Here is a 19,567-nt window from a genome sequence, read left to right on the forward strand (position 1 = left end):
GTGGCGGTAGCCCGGCGGCAGAAGCACCGCCGACGGTTGCTGAGTAGCGATTGCGTCTGCGCTGCGAACGATCCCGGCGGATCTCTCACGTTTCGTGCGTCTTAGGAAACCTCCACATGCGGACCATGGTGGCAACGGGCGACGTAGAGCTCAAAGTTGCCGGGCGATTAGGGCCACGGGCGAGGCCTAGTTGTAGAAGGGCTCTGCGTAGTCGAGGCGCGAGTTCCAATCGATCGTGGTCCGCGGCTGTCCGCTCCGCACAGGTCGCTCGGCAAGGGCCCATCGAACGTGGCGTGGGCTTCGCTGCAGGTCCATCGCCAGGTGAGTGAGGGCGTACTCGCCCGCACGCACCCGATCGTGCAGCTGAGTGAAGTCGATGTCGTCAAGTTCTGGCGCGAGCGGTGAAGCGGATGGTCTCCATCGCGGCGGTGCCCACACGAGGGGTTCGTCCTCGAAGGCGCGAACGAACCCGACCTCGGAGAATGTGCCGTCCATGCGGTGTTTTGGGAGCCAGGCGGTGAGGTAGTCGTCGATTGCGGCCTGGAGCTCAGCACTCATCGTGGTGAGGAAGCGGGTGTAGTTGGCCGCGTCTGGGCTACCTAGTTGGAATTCGAGGTGCTGCGGAAGGTCGCGGGTACCGGCGGCGGTGAGTCGTAACCACGCGTAGCGCTGAGCGTTCAGCAGCCTTCTGCCTCTGCCAGGGTGCTCTCCGACGCTGCTACTCAGTAGGTGCCAGTCCGCTTCGGGGAGTAAGCCGCTCCATCGGAGGTATCGGCGCGCGACGTAGTTGATGGGCGACGGGTTGAGACGGAGCCATCCTGCTAGCTCTCCGAGTTGCTGAAGCACTGCAGTCGCCTGTTCAGGGGTGCCGAGCATGGAAGGGCGGAGCTTCCGGCCGATCCCGGCGATTCGTTCGCTACCGCCTTCGATTCCAACACCGGCGACACGGAGCGCGTCCGCGAGTCCTCGCTGTAAAGCGGAGGGATCGGTGATGTTGTCGACGCCGAGGGGGTTCGCCCAGGTCGGCCACATGAGAGGTGGAATGAGGACGTCGGTGAGGGGTTGTTCGGTCGCCAGGGCGAGGGTGTTCCACGACCACCCGGTGCGCTCGATCCGTGGGTCCGGTTTCTCAAAAGCGACGATGAGTTCCGCGAAGCCGGGCGACACGGCGGTGGCGTGCACGAGCCGTTGCATGTCGGGAAGGTCTCCGTCGAGCGCCCGGAGCACTCTCCCTCGCATGGGCGCGCCGATGCCTGGCCAGAACTCGAGGAGGTGCGATGCGCTGCCGGGGCCCGACAGCTCCTGGGTGGTGCGGACGGGTCGCGAGAACGTGATGCGCCGAATCGTCGCACTGACCTCTGGCTCGGGGTCAGTTGCAAGGCGGTGTGCCGCCCCAATGAGCGCGCTCATCGCGAGCGCGTCGCGAGGCGGTGTGGTGCCGATCCGTTCGGTGTCCTCAATGAGTCCCTCGAGCGCGTCTCGTGGGACGTCCGACAGGCTGCTGACCAGGTCGATGTCCCGCGTTCCAAGAAGTGCGATGGCGATACCGCGAAGCGTGCTCGTGTCGACCACACGCCGGCGGCGGTCCGTTTCGACCCAGGCCTTCGATAAAGCGACCTGAGCCCGATAGGCGGGGCTCGAGTCGAGAACCGGCGCTTCAGGCCAGCTTTTGGTGAGGGTGTGCCCGCAGATGCCTCCGAAGGGGAGTGCTGCGTGGCACTGGTTCGGGTTACGGCTCTCGACCTCCATGATGTTGGCTTCGATGATGGGGCTACTGCACGCGGGGCAGTCGTCGCGGAGGGGTGTGTGGTGCTTCAGGCAGAGGAAGGCCCACCATGTGCGCCAGTAGGTGTAGAAGACGCCGGGTCGTTCCGCGAGGCACTCCGGGCAGTACCTTGTCCCGCCGCCGCGAGTCCAGTTATGTGATTGGGAGGGCTTCCCGTCTGGGCGTATCGCGACGAGGTCCGGTGCGAGGTGCGACATCACGGTTGTTTGGAGTAGCTGCGGGTCGCAGTCGAGTCCGCCCGTGATGCCTGCGGTGGCTTTGGGGTGGAGCACGTTTGGCAGCCGGTCCCGGAACGTGCGGGGGAGGTCGTACAAGCCGCACCAGTGGGCGATGACGACGGCCGGTTGACCGTAGAAGTACCCGATCCGGCGGAAGAGGCTCGGCAACCATTCGTGCTCGAACACGGTGATCGTAGTTCCCAGTGGACGGACGTCGGCTGCGCCGATTTTGTAGGGCTGGTTGGGTGCGCGGGTCATACTGCCCATGCCGGCCAGTCGGTGGACCACGAGAGCCGGCCCGACTCCCAGAGCCGTATTCGCTCTTGTCGGCCCTGCGCTACGCGGTCTTCCACGCCACCGTCATCGAGCAGCGCCCGTGTGATGCGCTGAGATGGGGTTCGCATCGCCCCGATGCAGGCGTCGGTGACGAGGGTTGCAAGAGAGTTGGCGTATCCAAGCGTGGACACCCAGAGATATTCCTCGAACCGCTCGCTGAGGACTCGTTCCCCGGGTTCGTGACCCTCGAGCCGCAGTCGGTCGTCCAGCCGGCCCAGGAGCGTTCGCCATTCCTTCACCTGTTGCGGCGTCCGGTGCTCGTACCGTGAGAAGTCGATGAACGCCCACCGCGCCTCTGATTGCATGCGTGCGGCGTTCTGCGCCGCGGTCTTCTGCCGCCGGAACACGCTGCGCATGTTGTGGCCGCCCATCACGAGCCGGAAACCCTGGTTCTGGAGCGCTTTGAGCGCGTCGTGGAGGTATCGCCCGTATTGGCCGTCGTAGTTGACCATCTGCATCTCGTCGAGGAAGATCCACCGCACCCCGTGACGCTGCGCGGCCATGGTGAAGGACGCATGCGGGTCGTCGCCGGTGGGGACGCCGAGACTCGAGCAAAGCGTTCGGAAGAGGGACTTCGGTGTGGGGTTGCCCTGCAGCGAGTGCCAGATGACCGGTCGCCAGGTTGACCGGTACGTGGGGTCGGACTCGACGAGACCGTCTTCGAGATCAAGCCGGCGGTTCCATGCGGACTCGGTTATGGCGCGCATCGCGACGTGTTTCAGGAAGAAGGTCTTTCCGACGCCTGACTCACCGGTGATGAAGGGAGCTGCGAGGAGGTCGGGTGCTCGTCCCGGTTTCGGTTCGGGGAGGGCCGCGATGCGCCGTTCGGCGAGGCGGTATTGGCCGGTCCGCATGTAGGGCCATGACTGGTACCACTGCTGCATGCGGCGTTCCCGTCGGCGTCGAGCGTCAGCGTCGAGGCGGAGGAAGTCAACTCGGGTCATGCGGCCGGGGTCGGTACCGGCGCGCAGTGCGATCTGCTCGACGAAGTGCTGATCGACCGGTGCAAGCAGTCGCCAGCTCCTCTCCGGGTGTGGGTCATCGCCGAACAGTTCGACGATCTCTTCGGGCAGCGTGCTGCTCACGCATACTCCTCGAAGAGGTCCGAGTCGAAGTCGTCAGCGCCATCGGTCAGGAACTCCAGGACGGAGTCCGGCAAGTCTGCTCCCGCGTCGGGCAACGCTTCGATGCCATCACCGGGGGAGGTGGTGCGCTCCGACCGGACGGTGCCGTGATCAGCGGCAAGCAGCCGATCGAATTGAGCGGCGTACATCTCCTCGTTTCGGGTACTGCCTGCTCGTCGGACAGCAAGGAGGGCGTTCTGGTGGCGCCATGTGGTCACGAGTTCGATGAGCCGCTTCTGCGCTTCTCGAGGTGAGAACGAGCCCGGTTGGATGTATGCGCGAGCACGGTCCACCGTGAAGTCGCTGAACGGCTCGGTGTCGTCGTCGAGTCCAACCCAAGGAACTTCCCAAGCGTTGCCATCGGGGTCGAAGCAGTACATCCGACGCAGGTCCGACGGATCGTAGAACATGCGGGCGACCCCGCCTGGCGCCGCTCCGGGAACAGCGAGGAGGGTCTCAAGGATCGGGGCGTGGTAGACGAACTTCTTTCTCGTCACACCGAACGGACTGATGGCGAGCACGTCACTGTCGAGGAAACGGATCCACTCGTTCCGCCAGGCAGGGATCTGGACGCATCCGTACTCTTCCGCGAGTTCGATCCACCGCGCGTTGGGGCTGATTCGGCGTCCGGTGAGAGGGAGGAGGCCTCCGTGTACGGATGTGTTGTGGAGGTCCGTCCATTCGCCGTCGCGGTCGAAGAGCTCTTCCCAGGTCAGGCACGCTTCCCGCTCGGCGGCGCTCCCGCGGGTGTCAACTGACCCGGACACGTAGCCCGGCTGCTTGGACTCGAACTTCGTCTTGTCTGTGCCGAAATGCCGCTCGAGCGCAGCCTTCATTCGAGGGTCCGTGACACGCGCTGGTTCCACGTCGATGCCGAGCCGGTGCAGCGCCGCGAGAACGAGTCGGTTGAGGAACTCCGTCCCGTTGTCGGTGAGCAGCCTTCGCGGGGGGATCGGGAACCGGGTGATCGCACGAGGGATTCCGGCAAGAGCTCGCGGGTGGGGTTTGCCGTCAACGAGCACGGGTCCTTGGTCGTGGACCATGCTGCGGAAGGCGTCCGCGAGTGCAAGATTCGCAGCGAGGCCTCCGACGTTATTGCTGATGGCGCGTCCGGTGATGAGGCGGGAGGCGACGTCCATGGTTTTCGTCATCGTCGGGCGGAACGTAGAAGCCTTCGGGTCGGGCGCGTAGGGGTCCCAGACATAGACGTTGGAAGTCGTGCTGTCGATGAACCACAGCTCGCCGGCGCGCTTCGGCAGTCGTCGCTGCAGGGCAGGTTTGGGGCTCTTGGACTTCGTCTGCAGCTCAGCGGTCTTGCGACGTTTCAGCCGAAGGTGCGGTTTCCGTGCGAACACGTCGCTCTGGATGCGGTCGTAGACGCTCTGACTTGGGGCGGTTTCGCCGTGCTCCGTCTGCAGCCAGGCGGCGAACAGGACGTACTTGCTCTCCGATGGGAGGTACGAGCCGAACTCGCCCTCGGTAAGGAACTCCTCCACCCAGTGCTCCATCCGCGGATGTACGCGGTGCCCGCGATTGGCGAACACGCGACCGTCCAGCAGATTGTCCTCACCGAGCGTCGCGTCGCTCAAGGTGCGTGAGATGTAACGCTGCGCACTTTTCACATCGACGCCGCGCTGTCGAGCGATCTCTTGAGCGATCGCGCGCTTCCGCCGCTTCTCGTCGAACTTCGCCGGATCCCAGCTCGGTTCGATAGAGGTGTCGGCAGCATCGCCCGGGCGCCGGCCGGTCTCGATCCACGCCAGCAGATCCCTCTTGCTCTGAAAGTTTCGCTTAGCAACCTCGGACAAGTTGTCGTGGATCGCATCGAGACGATCGCTGACCATCGGCGGGGCCGCGTCGTCGCGCGACATGAGTGCGGCGACCTCTGCTTCGCGCATCATCGGCGGCGTCATCCCGGCAGCGTCCCTGAGCTGCACCCAACCGCCGCTGCGCCGTTGAATGACGAGCGGTTGTCCCTCGACGACGACCGTCTCGCCGACCTCCACTGATCGCCGCCACTCAGACTTCGACATCAGCACGCCATACGACGGACATCGAGTCGAACGGGCGGAACATGTCAGTCAGAAGCGCGCGCCGCCACAACATCCGTCGGATCAGCATGAGCGCCCACTCGAGGCGGTATCCCGAAGCCTCAAGACGCTCTGCAAGCACCCGCGCCGGTAGAGCTTCGTCGCATAGCGCTAGCGCAGCGGCACTCCAGAGAGCGTATGACTCTTCCGGCACCCTCGCCTCAGTGAGCAGTTCCAGATTCCGTCGGTAGCGCCGCGATATCCCCGTCCACACCAGATACCCCATGCCCATCGCGTGGACCGCAGCCTCGACGTGAGGACGCTTGGCAACCCAGTCCTCGCTCATAGCGTCCTCGGGGGTCTTGACGTCGAGAACCAGAGGGATGCGGCCGGGGCTGAGGAGCGCCGAATCAGGGGTGTGGCTGACTGCAGGTGAGTTCTTTGGCCAGGTCAGAGTGAACGGTTGACCGGCGATGTGGTGGATGGCGGAGTGGAAGTCCGCGACGGTCATCATGGTCCGCTCGTGGTGAGACTCGCAGCCGACATGGTGGCCGTTCGTGTGCAGCCAGGTGCTGACCGGCTTGTTCTCTTGCTCGAGCCGGCGCGCGAAGTTCCTCATTGGCAGCACCGACCACAGCGCGTCTTGATCGAAGTCGCTGAAGCGTTCGGTCTCGACATGTCTCCCGTCGAGGGAGTACGAGACCGTCACGACGTCCTGCATGCCGGGGGCCGGATCGATATCGAGACGCCGTCGCCCTCTCGAAGGGCTCCCCACTCGGATACGACGCGGGTGCCACCCTTCAAATGACGGATCGAACACGGGTTTCGAAGCGGCGTCGCCGGGCCCAAACCAATCCGTGAGGACCCGTAAGGGATCTGCATGCTCGAAGGGATCGGGCGCGCTCGCCTGCGCTTTGCGCTTGGAGCGTCGGACCAGCTCTTCACCGTGCTCGCCAGCCCAGCTCGGCGAGTCGGTCACCGGAACTACCCGCGGTGGAAGTCGGCGCCACAATGGCGCCTCGCCCCTCGGCGAGGGTTGTCCGATACCGGCTGGGCCGCCAGCGAAACGGAGCTCTGGCTTGCTTCGCGGATCGCTGTTCGTCGGCTGTCCGTATGGCGGAGGGTTCTGCACAGGATCAGACCGTAGAGGCTATGGTCTGCTTATACAAGTGGTTTTTATTACTCGTTGGGGTTGCTATGAGCGTCTGTTGCGCGGGCAGCGCGCACCCAGTTGGAGACCGAGGGTTGGCTCACTCCGACCGCCTCAGCGATCCTTGTCGTCGTCAGTCCGATGGCATGCGCCTCGATCGCGAGCTGAACGCGTCGTTCTGCCGTTTCGCGGAAGAGGGCTTCGGCCTGACGAAGCTCGTCGAGGAGTTGCTCTGCACGAGCCTCGTCAGTGACGGTCTTCCGAGGCTTACCTGCTCGACGTGGCGGGGTGGGTGTGGTCATCGACCTGTTCCGATCTGCGTGAGGAGCGTCGGAACCGCACTTGCGCCACGGGCGGGCACATGGAAGTATCCGACGCGGAGTCCGCTCGAATCGGAAGTAGCCTTCTCGGTTTCAGTCTGCACGGCGCACGATTTGCCGATCGTTTGCCGCGGGGTCGACATCGACCCTTGCGAGTCGTGCCTGCAAGTCATCCTAGCTCCCGCCCTCTGTCATTGCCCCTGCTCCGGCCTCGTACCTGGGCGGCTCTATTCTTCCTCGTTTACGAGCAGAATCGACGGATACCGGGGGGAGGCTGCCCGCGGCCGGGCGGCGTCGCCGGTGGAATGGCTCACCGCACGCCGGGATGTGCAGCCGCCGCCGGACCTGCTCGAGACACGGCTCTGGACGTGACGGGCGTGCCATCGAACCCTGAGGCGTGGGAGGGCAAGGCCCCTCGACACGCAGGGCAGCAGGTCACCGATCCGGTGCTGGTCGCCTTGCGTGACGCGATCGTGTCCGGGGCGCTCCGTCCGTCCGAAGCGATGGCGCTGATCTCTGACCACCTCGAAGGCAGCCGCCCGAACAGAACCGATGACACAACTGCCACCCGCGCGATGGCGCTGGCGGATGCCGCCCATGGGGCTGAGGGCATTGCCGTTTTAGACCCGTACGCCCGGGAGCTCGCCCGCTGGGTCGCCGAGGGACGAATGAGCGGCGACGAAGCGGTTGCCTTCGTCACCGCACTCATCGATGCCGGAGCAAACCTCGTGGATCCGGATAGGCCGCCAGAGCCCGACTACCAGGTTGCAACGGCGCCACCGGGTATTGATCCGCCCCACGTGGTCAAACGCGGCGACGTCCTGAAGCCCGCACTCTCAGCTCGCTCTTCCGAGGATGCCCAGTCGGAGTCCGGAAACCAAGCGGACCCCATCACTGCGCCGCGTCGCAACTCGGGCGCCGCGCAGTTCCCCTCGAACTCCCACCCAAACGCGCTCTCTGACCGGATCGGGCCGTTCTACGACGCCGCGGGCCTGCGCGGCTGGTTTCAGATCAGCAACGAGGCAGTCGACGCGCGGGTTCAAGGAGGCCAGCTGCTTGCCGTTGTGACTGCGGATGACTTCCGCCTGTTCCCCGCGTTTCAGTTCGATGCGGTCGGCCAACCTCTTCCTCGACTGTCCGAGGTACTCGTGGAACTCGATCCAGAAGCGGACGATCCGTGGGGCGACGCCGTATGGCTGAACGCTCCAAGCGATGACCTCGACGGCCTCACCCCCGCAGCGGCGCTCCGAACTGAGCGAGCCGACGACGTGATCCGTCTCGCTCGTCAAGCGGGAGCGTTCCGATCTGGATGAGACACGCTGGACGGCGACGTGCGGTTGCAGTTCGCCGCCCCGACCGTCGAGACAGATGCGGCGCGATGCGTTCCTCGTCGACGGCGATTGCTTCGACCGCCGGTGTGCCTGTCGTCTGCATCACGACGCCGACGATCGGACGGCCAACTAATTGTGGCCTCCGCTCGATCTACGCGCCTTGAGGCTCGATCGCGCCGGCGGCACTTAGCAGGACTTCGTCTAGGTTCGAGGGATGAAACCGTTGAAGGTTGCTCGGGAACAGCAGATTGCCGTGTTCGGTGAGTCGGGTAGTGGGAAGACAGTGTTGCTGTCGTCGTTCTACGGAGCGGCGCAGGAGCCGGCGTTCGTTCGAGACAGTGTGTACAAGATCACCGCGGACGACACCGCGCAGAGGAATCGGCTGCATCAGAACTTCCTCGGGATGCGAAACTCTGGCATCGCTCCTGAGTCGACTCGCTACACCGCGACCCGGTACGTGTTCTCGATCACCCGTCGCCCCACGGCAGGGGGGAAGGGCAAAAAGCCAGCGACGGAGGAGTTGCGGTTGGTCTGGCACGACTACCCAGGGGAGTGGTTTGAGGAGGATCCCTCGACCGCGGAGGAACTTGTCCGTCGGGGTGAGACGTTCAAGGCGCTGGTCGGCTCAGACGTGGCAGTCCTGTTAGTCGACGCGCAGCGGCTGGTCGACAACGCCGGCGAAGAAGAGCGGTACTTGAAGGCGCTGCTGACGAACTACATCGCCCACGTCTCGAAGGTGCGCGGCGAGCTCTTACCCGATGGGAAGCGGCTAGCGCGCTTCCCCAGGGTCTGGCTCTTCGGGCTGTCGAAGGCGGACTTGCTGCCGGAGATGGACGTGACGGGGTTCCGCGACCTGCTGGTGGAGAAGGCCGGGCAGGAGATGACGCTGCTACACGAAGAGCTCGCGGCGTTCGTCGAGGAGCCGGACGCATTCGCGCTTGGCGAGGACTTCGTGCTGCTGTCCTCAGCGCGCTTCGAGCCGGGGAAGATCGACGTTGACCAGCAGGTCGGGGTCAAGCTGATGTTGCCGATCGCTGCGATTTTGCCGTTCTCTCGGTACGTGCGGTGGGCAGGGGCCATGCGCCGTGGCAGCAAGGTGGCGAAGGAGCTACTGGACCGGTCCGGTCCCGTCCTTGCGTTCGTCGCGACGAAGTTGAAGCTGCCGGGCCCGTTGAAGCTCATCACGGTGGCGTTGCCGTTCGTCATGGACCCTCTCCTTGACCACAGCCGAGACAAGCTGGAGGACGCGTACAACACGGCGAAGGTTCGGCACGACTTCCTCACCGCGGTGCTGCTCGGCTTCCGCCTCGAGCTCGACCACGCTGTCGATGACAAGGTGTTGATCGAGAGCCCGAAGTGAACTTCCTCTGGTCCACCCGCGGGAAGACGTGGGGATTCCGCTTCCTCCACACGGCAGGCCTGGCCAACCCGCTCGCGGTCTACGAAGACGCGTTCGCCGGGACAGAAGGCACACCAGAGACCTTCACGAGACGCAACGGAACGCTTGCGGTGCGCTTCCCTGATCCCGATGGACGTACAGACCGAGCAGGGCGGGTCATCCCGCACGAGTTCGTCGTTCTCGCACCAGATCACGCCAATCTGCAGGACGCAGCCGCTGCACGTCGAACGCTGTGGGACGAGGTCAGGGAACCGTACGCGGCGGTTTGGGATCAGCCGTCGCCGCCGTCTCCAGACGCAATCTAGTAGGCAAAGTGGCCCGGTCGGGCGGATACGATTTCGGGGGTGCTCGTGCCGATCTAGCGGTTCTGAGTGTGTTGGCTGTGATGAGGGGCACGAACGATGACATCGATCCATGACCTGCTTGCCGAGTACGCGCAGATTGCGCCGGACACCCGCACGAAGGGGCGCCTGTTCGAGCGTCTGACGAAGGTGTTCCTGACGACGGACCCCACGTGGACGGCCCGGTTCGACGAGGTGTGGCTGTGGCAGGACTGGCCCGGCCGCGACGGCAAGCCCGACACCGGTATCGACCTCGTCGCCCGCGAGCGGCACGGCGGGGGCTGGTGTGCGATCCAGTGCAAGTTCTACGCCCCCACCTCCACCATTCAGAAGGGGGACCTGGACTCGTTCTTCACCGCGTCGGGGAAGCACCCGTTCACGTCGCGGATCGTGGTCGCGACGGCCCCGCTGGGCAAGAACGCGCAGGACGCGATGGTCGGGCAGGGTCTGCCGTCGAACCAGATCCCGATCGATGAGTTCGACCAGTCCGACATCGACTGGTCGACATACTCCTTCGACAAGCCCGACGAGGTCGCACCGCCGAAGAAGAAGCAGCTCCGCCCCCATCAGCAGGAAGCGCTCGACGCCGTCCGGTCTGGGTTCGCTGACCATGACCGCGGAAAGCTGATCATGGCGTGCGGGACCGGGAAGACGTTCACCAGTCTCCGCATCGCGGAAGACGTCGCCGGTGCCGGGGGGTCGGTTCTGTTCCTGGTGCCCTCGATCGCGTTGCTGTCGCAAACGTTGAAGGAGTGGTCCGCGGAACGCGCGATGGACATGCGGGCGTTCGCGGTCTGCTCGGACAGCAAGGTCGGCCGTGTCTCTGAGGACTTCACCGTCGCCGACCTCGCCTACCCGGCGACAACCAACACCGCGCAGCTGTTGACGGAGGTCGCGAAAAGCTCAGCGCCCGACGGACTGACTGTGTTCTTCTCCACCTACCAGTCGATTGACGTCATCGCGAAGGCGCAGGCCGAGGGGCTGGCGCCGTTCGATCTGGTGATCTGTGACGAAGCGCACCGCACCGCCGGGTTCATCCGGCAAGGCGCGGAAGAGTCCGCGTTCCTCCGGGTCCATTCGGACGATTCGATCCAGACGCAGGCGCGGCTCTACATGACCGCGACGCCGAAGATCTACGCCGAGTCCGCCCGCAGCCAGGCGGACGAGAACGCGGCGGTGCTGTACTCGATGGACGACGAAGCCGTGTTCGGGCCCGTGTTCCATCGGCTTGGGTTTGGGGAAGCTGTCGAACGGGACCTCCTCACCGACTACCGGGTCCTGGTCCTCACGATCGATGAGGACTCCATCGGGTCCGCTTTCCAGGAAACCTTCGCCGCCGACGGGGAACTGAACATCCCCGACGCTGCCCGCATCGTCGGGATCTACAACGGCCTTGCGAAGCGGGGCGTGCAGGGCATCGACACGACCGCCCCGAACGCGCACAAGCCGCTGCGCCGGGCGGTTGCGTTCTCCCGTTCCATCGCTGACTCGAAAACCGTCCGCGGATACCTCAACGGCTATGACGGTGTCGACGGCGTCCGTGCGGACAGCCTCGCCGGAGCCCGCATCGACCGGGACGCCGACGGCGACGAGCAGACGTTTCGCCTCGAAGCGGACCACGTCGACGGCGGGATGAACATCCTCGAACGGAACCAGAAGCTCGACTGGTTGAAGGCCGACACGGCGGGTGAGAACGTGTGCCGCATCCTCACCAACGCCCGCTGCCTCTCCGAAGGTGTCGACGTGCCCAGCTTGGATGCGGTCATCTTCCTCAACTCCCGCGACAGCCCCGTCGACGTCGTCCAGTCCGTCGGCCGCGTCATGCGAAAGGCCCCTGGCAAGGACTACGGCTACATCGTCCTCCCGATCGCAGTGCCCGCGGGGCAGTCACCCGAGCAGGCACTCAACGACAACACCAAGTTCAAGGTCGTCTGGGACGTCCTCCGTGCGCTCCGTGCGCATGATGAACGGTTCGAAGCGAAGATCGAACAGATCGACCTCAACGGCCGCACGGACACCGGCCCCGTCATAGGCACGCACTATGACGACCACGACCTGCCCGAGCCAGCACCGGGCACGGCGACCCCAGAGACGTCGCAGATTCCGCTCGACATGAGCGTTCTGGGGGCGGACTGGCAGAACGCCATCTACGCCCGCATCGTCGACAAGGTCGGCGAACGCGACTACTGGGAGAACTGGGCCAAAGACGTCGCCGACATCGCCGGCCGGCAGATCGCGCGCATCACCAGCCTCGTCGACGGCTCCAACGAGAGTCTGCGGACCGAGTTCACTCGCTTCGTGAAGGGACTGCAGGACAACCTCAACCCGGGCGTCAGCGAGCCGCAGGCGATCGAGATGCTCTCCCAGCACCTCATCACCCAACCCGTCTTCGATGCCCTCTTCGCCGGCCACGCCTTCAGTGACCACAACCCGGTGTCGCAGGTCATGCAGCGCATGGTCGACGCCCTCGAAGAGCAGAACCTCACCACCGAAACCAGCGACCTCGCTGGCTTCTACGCCGGCGTGCAACGCACCGTCGCCGGGATCACCGACGCGTCCGGCCGGCAGACGATCATCAAGCGGCTGTACGAGAAGTTCTTCACCGGCGCCTTCCGCGGCACCTCCGAACGGCTCGGCATCGTCTACACACCCAACGAGATCGTCGACTTCATCCTCCGCAGCGCCGACCGGCTCTCCCGCGACCACTTCGGCGCCGGCCTCACCGACCACGGCGTCCACGTCCTCGACCCATTCACCGGTACCGGCACCTTCATCGTCCGACTCCTGCAATCCGGCCTGATCACCCCGAGTGATCTCGCGCACAAGTACCGTCACGAGCTCCACGCGAACGAGATCGTGCTCCTGGCGTACTACGTCGCCGCCGTGAACATCGAGGCCACGTACAACGGCCTCCAGGGCGGTGAGTACGTGCCGTTCCCCGGCGTGGTCCTCACCGACACGTTCCAGACCGCTGAGGACGACGACACCTACGACGATCAAGGCGTGTTCGGCGACAATAACGAACGCGTGAAGCAGCAGAACGCCCTCGATATCCGCATCATCGTCGGTAACCCGCCCTACTCATCTGGGCAGGACTCCGCCAACGACAACAACCAGAACCTCAAATACCCCTACCTCGACAAGCGCATCGCCACCACCTACGCGGCCCGGTCCACGGGGCAGAACAAGAACAGCCTCTACGACTCCTACATCCGCGCCATCCGGTGGGCATCCGACCGGATCAAAGACCACGGCATCGTCGCCTACGTCACCAATGGCGGCTTCCTCGACGGCAACACCGCCGCCGGCCTCCGCCTCGCCCTCCAAGACGAGTTCACCGAGCTCTACATCCTCAACCTCCGCGGCAACACCCGCACCTCCGGCGAGCAGGCACTCAGAGAGGGCGGCCAGACCTTCGGCCCTGGCAGCCGCGCCACGATCGTCATCTCCCTGCTGGTGAAGAACCCGGACCGGCCGTCCTCCAGAACGATCCACTACCGCGACATCGGGGACTACCTCACCCGCGACGACAAACTCGGACTCCTCGAGCAGTATGGAGACTCCGACGGCGTCCCGTGGCGGCAGATTACCCCGAACAAACACGGCGACTGGATCAACCAACGCAACGACGCCTTCGCGGCCTTCACCGCGATCGGGGATCGCAAAGCGCCCGAGACGGCGATCTTCCGTAGCTTCTCAGCCGGGCTACAAACCAACCGGGACGCCTGGGTATACAACTCGTCTGAACCAGCCCTTCGCGGCAACGTCACCAGCATGATCGACGCCTACAACGCCGAACTCGACCGCTGGCAACGCGCCGGCCAACCCCAACCTGTCGAAAACTTCATCGACACCGATCCCCAACGCATCAGCTGGTCTTCGTCGCTACTCGCCCGCTTCAAACGTAAAGAGCGAATCAACGTCGGCAGCAACCAAATCACAACAAGTATTTATCGTCCCTTCAACCGTCAGCAGCTGTGCTTCGACCCTCGCCTCATTCACCGGCCCGCTCAGCACGCGTCGTACTTCCACTCGGGCCAGCGCAACCATGGCTTCTACTACGTGGGAGCCGGTTCGGCAGTCCCTTTCTCGGTCTTGATGATCGACGCAATCCCTGATCTGCATGTGACCGGAGCCGGGTCGGGCGGTCAGTTCTTCCCTCGGTACGTGTACGACGTCGAGCCACAGGGCGGAACGTTTGCGCTGTTCGACGGACCACAGCGGCGCGACAACATCACCGACGCCGCCCTCGCCACCTACCGACAGCTGTACGGGCAGGAAGTCACTGCTGATGACGTGTTCTTCGCTGTTTACGGACTCTTGCACTCCGAGGACTACCGACGCGAGTTCGACGCTGATCTGAAGAAAATGCTGCCGCGCATCCCGGAACTGACAGATCCGGCCGACTTCCGGGCGTTTGCGGCGGCAGGTCGGGCGCTGTCCGAGCTGCACATTGGGTACGAAAGCGCCGACTTGTACCCGGTAGAGCTCAGTGGGCCGATTCCCGCTGACCTGCGCGTGACGAAGATGCGGTACGGCGGCAAGGCGGGCAACTGGGACCGTACGGTCATTCACGTAGCGCCCGGCGTGACGATCAGTGGCATCCCAGCCATGGCGCACGAATACAAGCTTGGCTCTCGGTCGGCACTCGACTGGATCCTCGAGCGATACCAAGTCAAGACCGACAAGGCCTCAGGCATCGTCAACGACCCCAACGACTGGGGTGCCGAGCACGGCAATCCGGCGTACATCGTTGAGCTAATCCAACGCATCGTGACCGTCAGTGTCGAAACGGTGCGCATCGTGCAGAGCCTGCCGGCACTGCGGTACCAGGAATCCGCTGAATGACCCCGACCGACTTGGGCGTAGGCCCGGCGGAAGGGGTGACGCTTGCGTTCCGCCCGCAGGAGCTGACCGTTCGGCAGCTGCTCGCATCACACGTCGCTGTCCTCGACGAGCTCCTGCGGCGAGGGGTCGTCCGCACACGCAACGCGCCACTGGGTGATCTTGCTGAGACGATCGCGCTCCGCGCCTACTGTGGCACGCTTGCGCCCATTTCAGAGAAGAGCTACGACCTCACTACACCCAACGGCCGGCGCATCCAGGTCAAGGCGCGCCTTGTTGATCCCGCTGACCGCCGGTCTCAGAACTTCTCAGCGTTCAGGTCCTTCGACTTCGATGACGCCCTCTTCCTCCTCTTCGACGCAACCTCGTACGACCTGATCTGGGCGCGAGAGCTCACATCGGAAAAGACGCAAGCGATCGGTCGACGAGTCGAACACACCAACTCGTCCGCCATCGTCGTCCGGAACGTCGCCGCCGCCGGTCTTGACGTCACCGCCACCGTGCGATCGGCGTACGAGAGCATCGATGCCGCTTTGTCAAGGACCCCCTGAGCGGGCTCACGTCTGACGTGTAAACCGCTTTGCTGTGTGTCGTCAGGCTTGTTCGTCCGCCACACAGGATCGCTCGGTTCTGGTTCTCGCATCCCTGAGCCAGTGACGGGCAGCTCAACGAATAGTGATCGCCTCTTGGTACGTGTGGTCTTCGAGTAGCTGATAGACGACGAACTCGGGGTGGGCGTCGCGCATACGCCATCGGCCAAGTTCGATCGCGGCGGCGCATCCGACGGCCGCGACGAGGTGGACCCTCGTTGCAGAAGGGAACGCGTCCTCGACCCGTTGCAGAAGCGTCCGCCAAGCTCGGACGAAGTTTCGAAGCGTCTCTTGCGAGTTGATCGCGCCGACTCGCGGCTCGCCATCAATGCGAAGACTTGCCCGCGGCAGCGCGGCGACCGGACCTGGCACCCGATCGAGTTGGACCGCCGCCGTTAGCGACACGGATACGACCAGCTCGGTTGCTGATTGGTCTGGGGACGGGACATCGATGGCGAACTCGTTCGGCTCGCCGGGCTCGACAGGCCACCGCCAGCGGGTTCGACTGCCCACGCTGTGCGGCTCGAACACGTTGACGGGGTACTTGTTGCCAACCGATGCACCAAGGTCGACGAGGAATGGGATAGGCCCTAGCGCGAACAGACTCACAGACTCCGCCCCGACATCATCGACCATCGACTGAAGTCGTTCAAGCCTGTGATGGATGGTCATCTGTCCCGCGTTCCACGACTCCTCGCGGCTCTCGGGTAGCTGAAGTCGGACCTCCAGAGTTGAGTCCCGGTAGTGCTCACCAGCGAAGCGAAGGCTCTCGAACTGCAACGCCTCGGAGATCTGCTCCCGCGTGATCGATACGTCGTTGCCGCGGATCGGAGCCGTCAGCACGACGGCGGCGCTGGGCTCGAGTGAGGCGAAGTTCGTGGCCTCTCGTACGCGGGTCTCAAAATCGTGCTTCGTCTGCTGCAGCCAGTCCACGGGGAAACGGTCGGGATCGCCGTCGATCATCTGATGATGGGGCTGGCACAGCAGCATCAGGTTCGAGGGCTCCGATCGCTCGTCTGCCGTAAGGGGCGCCTGGCCTCGGGGTGACTTCGGACCGTCTGTAGCACCGACCTGGTGGGCGATCTGGCCGACCGCAATGGGCTTGTAGTCAAATTCCTCGGCGAAGAGGTACTTGGCGCAGAAGTTGCACCGGCCTGCTGACTTGGCCCAGATTTCCCGTTCCGCGAGCGGCGTGGGGCGCACCCGTCTCATTGGTGCGGCCACATCGTCATCAGTCACTGCGCACTCCCAGGCGTGTCGGTGGTCGGGATTAGGCTATGAACACCCACGGAACACGATAAGCGGTCATGTTCTGCCGGCCCGACCCGAACGGAGCCCTCGTGAAGCTCGCCGCCCACTTTGACACGCTGTTGACGGATCGCGTCAACCTCAGCGCGTCTCGTCTTCAGTCACTCGAAAACCGCGCGGGTAGTATCTACGCCGCGTTGAACCGGGACGAAACGCTCGGTCCGATGGTGCACGACATGTCGCAGCAGGGTTCCTGGGCGCAGAAAACCATCATCAACCCGTCAGGTGGGCGCGATTTCGATGCGGACTTCACGCTGCACCTCGCCGACGATTCGTCGTGGACCCCGAAGGACTACCTCAACGCCACCCGCAAGGCGCTGAACGACCACCACGACTACACCGGGATGACGCTGAATCGGAAGACGCGCTGCGTCCGCGTCCTCTACGCAAACGACTTCCACGTTGACGTCGTCCCGTCCATCGAGCGCGGCGGTGTCCGCCACATTGCAAATTACGACGACAACATCTGGGAGCCGACGAACCCGTCCGGGTTTACCACCTGGATGCAGGCGAAGGACGCCGACACACATGGCAACCTCCGTAAGGTGATTCGCTTGTTCAAGTGGGTACGGGACAACCGCAACAGCTTCAACGGGGTCCGCTCCATCTTGCTGACGACGATGCTTGGCGATCGCGTGTCCTCTGCCAACGAGATCCACGACTCTGGCTACTACGCCGATCTGCCATCTTCGTTCTTCCACCTCGTCAATGACCTCGACGCTTACGTGTGGGCACGCGAGAACAAGCCGTCGGTGACAGACCCGTCCGGGACGGGTCTCACGTTCGACCATCGCTGGACCCAAGAGACGTACGCGAACTTCCGTCAGCGGCTGCACACGATCGCCGACACCACCACTCAGGCGTACGAGTCGACAGACAAGGACGAGAGCGTCGAGCTGTGGCAGAGCCTGTTCGGCCCGGGGTTCAAAGAGGCCGGCGTCTCTACTGGCCGGCAGCGTTTTGGGAAGCCGGAGGAGTCGGCAGCGTCGTCCTTCATCGCGGGTCGCGCTGGATGACCGCTCATCGCCAGCCGACCGACTGGCAGATGGCATTCCTGGGCGAGACGCGCACGCTCGCGAACGACCCGCACTTCCCAATCCGGCTGAATGAACGTCGACAAGTCGACTCGCTTGGCCACCTCGTGCTGCTGATCACCATCAATACCGGCGACGTCGCCCGCGAACCAGGCGGGCTCGCCCTGGACTTGCATGAACAGGTCGAAGTTCACGTCCGCAAGGACTCGGCTCGACCACCGGCCGTGACGGTTGCCCACGACCGGTTCGTCGGGGCACCACATGTCCTCTACGGCCGCGAACTGTGTCTGTACTTAGATCCGGCCCGCGAGTGGGATCCTGCCGGCGGTGCTATCGGATTCTTCAACCGACTCTACGACTGGCTGGCGGACGCTGCCGAGGGCCGGTTCTCGGCACGCGATTCGCTGTACCACGCGATCGGCGGCGTCCCGGCGGGCGCAGAGAACGGCGAGATGCTATCCGTGCGATCGCAGATGCCAGACAAACCGGCGCTGTTTTGGGCCACCCGCCGGTCGGCCCGACGCATTGATGTTCGGGGCAATGCCGTCGAAGGCGCCGTCCCCGCTGTGTTCCTTCCCGTCGCGGCGCCCCTGCCCTATGGCGTCGGGGACACGATCGGCACGCTCATCAACCGGCTCAGGGCGGCGGAGGACTCCAACATCGCAATGATGGTGCGGACGTTGCAAAACGCCGCGAACCGGCCCGCCGCTGCGGATGGCATGTACATGCTCCTCGGCATCCCTCATCCCGCTGGCGGAGAACGCCACGTCGCGGCCGGCTGGATCGACGAAGACGGGATCACCGCGCTGCGGGCCATCACTCCTGCGACGGCGATGGCGGCGATCACATGGCGGGCTATGTCTGACGACCGGCCTGGCGTCTCGACCCGGCGCGACGTTGGAACCCACGCTGCTGGATTCCTTGGCAGCACGGTGACCCTCATCGGATGCGGGGCGCTCGGTTCTTGGTTCGCCGAGTTCGTCGTGCGCGCTGGGGTCGCGCGGATCGTGCTGGCAGATCCGGCGATGATCACCCGGGGACTACTCGTGCGTCAGAACTACGTCGAACTGGATGTCGGTCGTCCAAAGGATGACGCCCTCGCCGCGCGACTGCAAGCCATCGCCGACGATGTCAATGTCGATGTACTGACTGACCTTGATCACTCCGCAGCCGTCGCAGCGTTCACCAGTGCCGATTTCATCGTCGACGCAACCGCGAATCTCGCGGCCGGCGTCGATCTTGAGACCGCGTTGACGCACCTCGAATGCGATGGTGCCGTTGTGGCTCAGCTGGCGACGGACCCTTCCACCGGGTCCCGTGGGATCGTCACGGTGCGCGGCATCGGCGACACCCGTTCCTTGGCGTCCATCGATCACACGATTGGGCGGTCTGTACTCGAGCAGCCGCAGCTGGAGGCCTACCACGGGTTTTGGAGGAGGGCTGCACCCAGTGATCAAGTCACACCAGTTCGCGGCTGCTCGATTCCGACGTTTCACGGGTCCGCCGCCGACGAAGCGGCCGTCGCAGCGATGGCGGTCTCGGCGCTAGGGAGGCACCGAGGCGGCACGTCGACGGGGGCACATTTGTTCGCGCTGCCGACCGGCGCTGCCGACGCACCCCCGGCACTGTGGGTCGACGCCCCAACAGCCGGAATGGAGGGCTCGTGATGCCCAGCCGGCCGCGTGCGGCGACCGCGGCGTTCGGGCTCTCGGTCGTCCCATCGGCAATCCGCTGAGGTTCATCGCGCGGCTGTCC

Annotated in this window: 12 protein-coding genes; 6 read left to right on the forward strand and 6 right to left on the reverse strand. The window is 64.5% G+C overall.

Features of this window, described 5'->3' with window-relative positions:
- Positions 1 to 186: 186 nt before the first annotated feature.
- From DEI99_RS16990 to DEI99_RS17270, 5 genes are all read right to left on the reverse strand, one after another.
- Complete coding sequence (locus DEI99_RS16990) at positions 187 to 2,190, reverse strand: TniQ family protein (protein ID WP_181434305.1); 2,004 nt, start codon at positions 2,188 to 2,190, stop codon at positions 187 to 189.
- 68 nt (positions 2,191 to 2,258) lie between these two features.
- Positions 2,259 to 3,425: an AAA family ATPase gene (locus DEI99_RS16995; RefSeq protein ID WP_111040470.1), complete on the reverse strand. Its 1,167-nt coding sequence runs from the start codon at positions 3,423 to 3,425 to the stop codon at positions 2,259 to 2,261.
- Entirely contained in the window at positions 3,422 to 5,497 is a 2,076-nt protein-coding gene (locus DEI99_RS17000) for a TnsB C-terminal domain-containing protein (RefSeq protein ID WP_146247042.1), read from the reverse strand. The genes DEI99_RS16995 and DEI99_RS17000 overlap by 4 nt, the downstream gene beginning before the upstream one ends.
- On the reverse strand, positions 5,484 to 6,215 hold the full coding sequence (locus DEI99_RS17005; RefSeq protein ID WP_111040472.1) for a hypothetical protein: 732 nt from the start codon (positions 6,213 to 6,215) through the stop codon (positions 5,484 to 5,486). Before DEI99_RS17005 ends, DEI99_RS17000 begins: the two co-directional genes overlap by 14 nt.
- A gap of 458 nt (positions 6,216 to 6,673) precedes the next feature.
- On the reverse strand, positions 6,674 to 6,946 hold the full coding sequence (locus tag DEI99_RS17270; protein WP_111040473.1) for a helix-turn-helix domain-containing protein: 273 nt from the start codon (positions 6,944 to 6,946) through the stop codon (positions 6,674 to 6,676).
- Between the two features lie 395 nt (positions 6,947 to 7,341).
- On the opposite strand from DEI99_RS17270, the gene DEI99_RS17010 reads away from it, so the two are divergent.
- The 4 genes from DEI99_RS17010 to DEI99_RS17025 all read left to right on the forward strand — a co-directional run bounded on the left by DEI99_RS17010 (position 7,342) and on the right by DEI99_RS17025 (position 15,431).
- A complete protein-coding gene (locus DEI99_RS17010) occupies positions 7,342 to 8,277 on the forward strand; it encodes a hypothetical protein (protein WP_146247043.1) in 936 nt (311 codons plus the stop codon).
- A 232-nt stretch (positions 8,278 to 8,509) separates the two neighbouring features.
- A complete protein-coding gene (locus DEI99_RS17015) occupies positions 8,510 to 9,655 on the forward strand; it encodes an ATP/GTP-binding protein (RefSeq protein WP_111040475.1) in 1,146 nt (381 codons plus the stop codon).
- Positions 9,656 to 10,095: 440 nt separating this feature from the next.
- The gene (locus DEI99_RS17020; protein WP_111040476.1) at positions 10,096 to 14,883 is read left to right on the forward strand and encodes a DEAD/DEAH box helicase; all 4,788 of its coding nucleotides are present in this window, start codon (positions 10,096 to 10,098) and stop codon (positions 14,881 to 14,883) included.
- Complete coding sequence (locus DEI99_RS17025) at positions 14,880 to 15,431, forward strand: DUF6998 domain-containing protein (RefSeq protein WP_111040477.1); 552 nt, start codon at positions 14,880 to 14,882, stop codon at positions 15,429 to 15,431. Before DEI99_RS17020 ends, DEI99_RS17025 begins: the two co-directional genes overlap by 4 nt.
- A gap of 114 nt (positions 15,432 to 15,545) precedes the next feature.
- On the opposite strand, the gene DEI99_RS17030 is transcribed toward DEI99_RS17025, so the two are convergent.
- The gene (locus tag DEI99_RS17030) at positions 15,546 to 16,709 is read right to left on the reverse strand and encodes an SAVED domain-containing protein (RefSeq protein WP_146247044.1); all 1,164 of its coding nucleotides are present in this window, start codon (positions 16,707 to 16,709) and stop codon (positions 15,546 to 15,548) included.
- A 101-nt stretch (positions 16,710 to 16,810) separates the two neighbouring features.
- On the opposite strand from DEI99_RS17030, the gene DEI99_RS17035 reads away from it, so the two are divergent.
- Together DEI99_RS17035 and DEI99_RS17040 are read left to right on the forward strand one after the other, a co-directional pair.
- On the forward strand, positions 16,811 to 17,794 hold the full coding sequence (locus DEI99_RS17035) for an SMODS domain-containing nucleotidyltransferase (protein WP_111040491.1): 984 nt from the start codon (positions 16,811 to 16,813) through the stop codon (positions 17,792 to 17,794).
- On the forward strand, positions 17,791 to 19,479 hold the full coding sequence (locus tag DEI99_RS17040) for a ThiF family adenylyltransferase (protein ID WP_111040479.1): 1,689 nt from the start codon (positions 17,791 to 17,793) through the stop codon (positions 19,477 to 19,479). Before DEI99_RS17035 ends, DEI99_RS17040 begins: the two co-directional genes overlap by 4 nt.
- Positions 19,480 to 19,567: the final 88 nt, after the last annotated feature.

The organism is Curtobacterium sp. MCLR17_036 (assembly GCF_003234445.2).
GTDB lineage: Bacteria > Actinomycetota > Actinomycetes > Actinomycetales > Microbacteriaceae > Curtobacterium.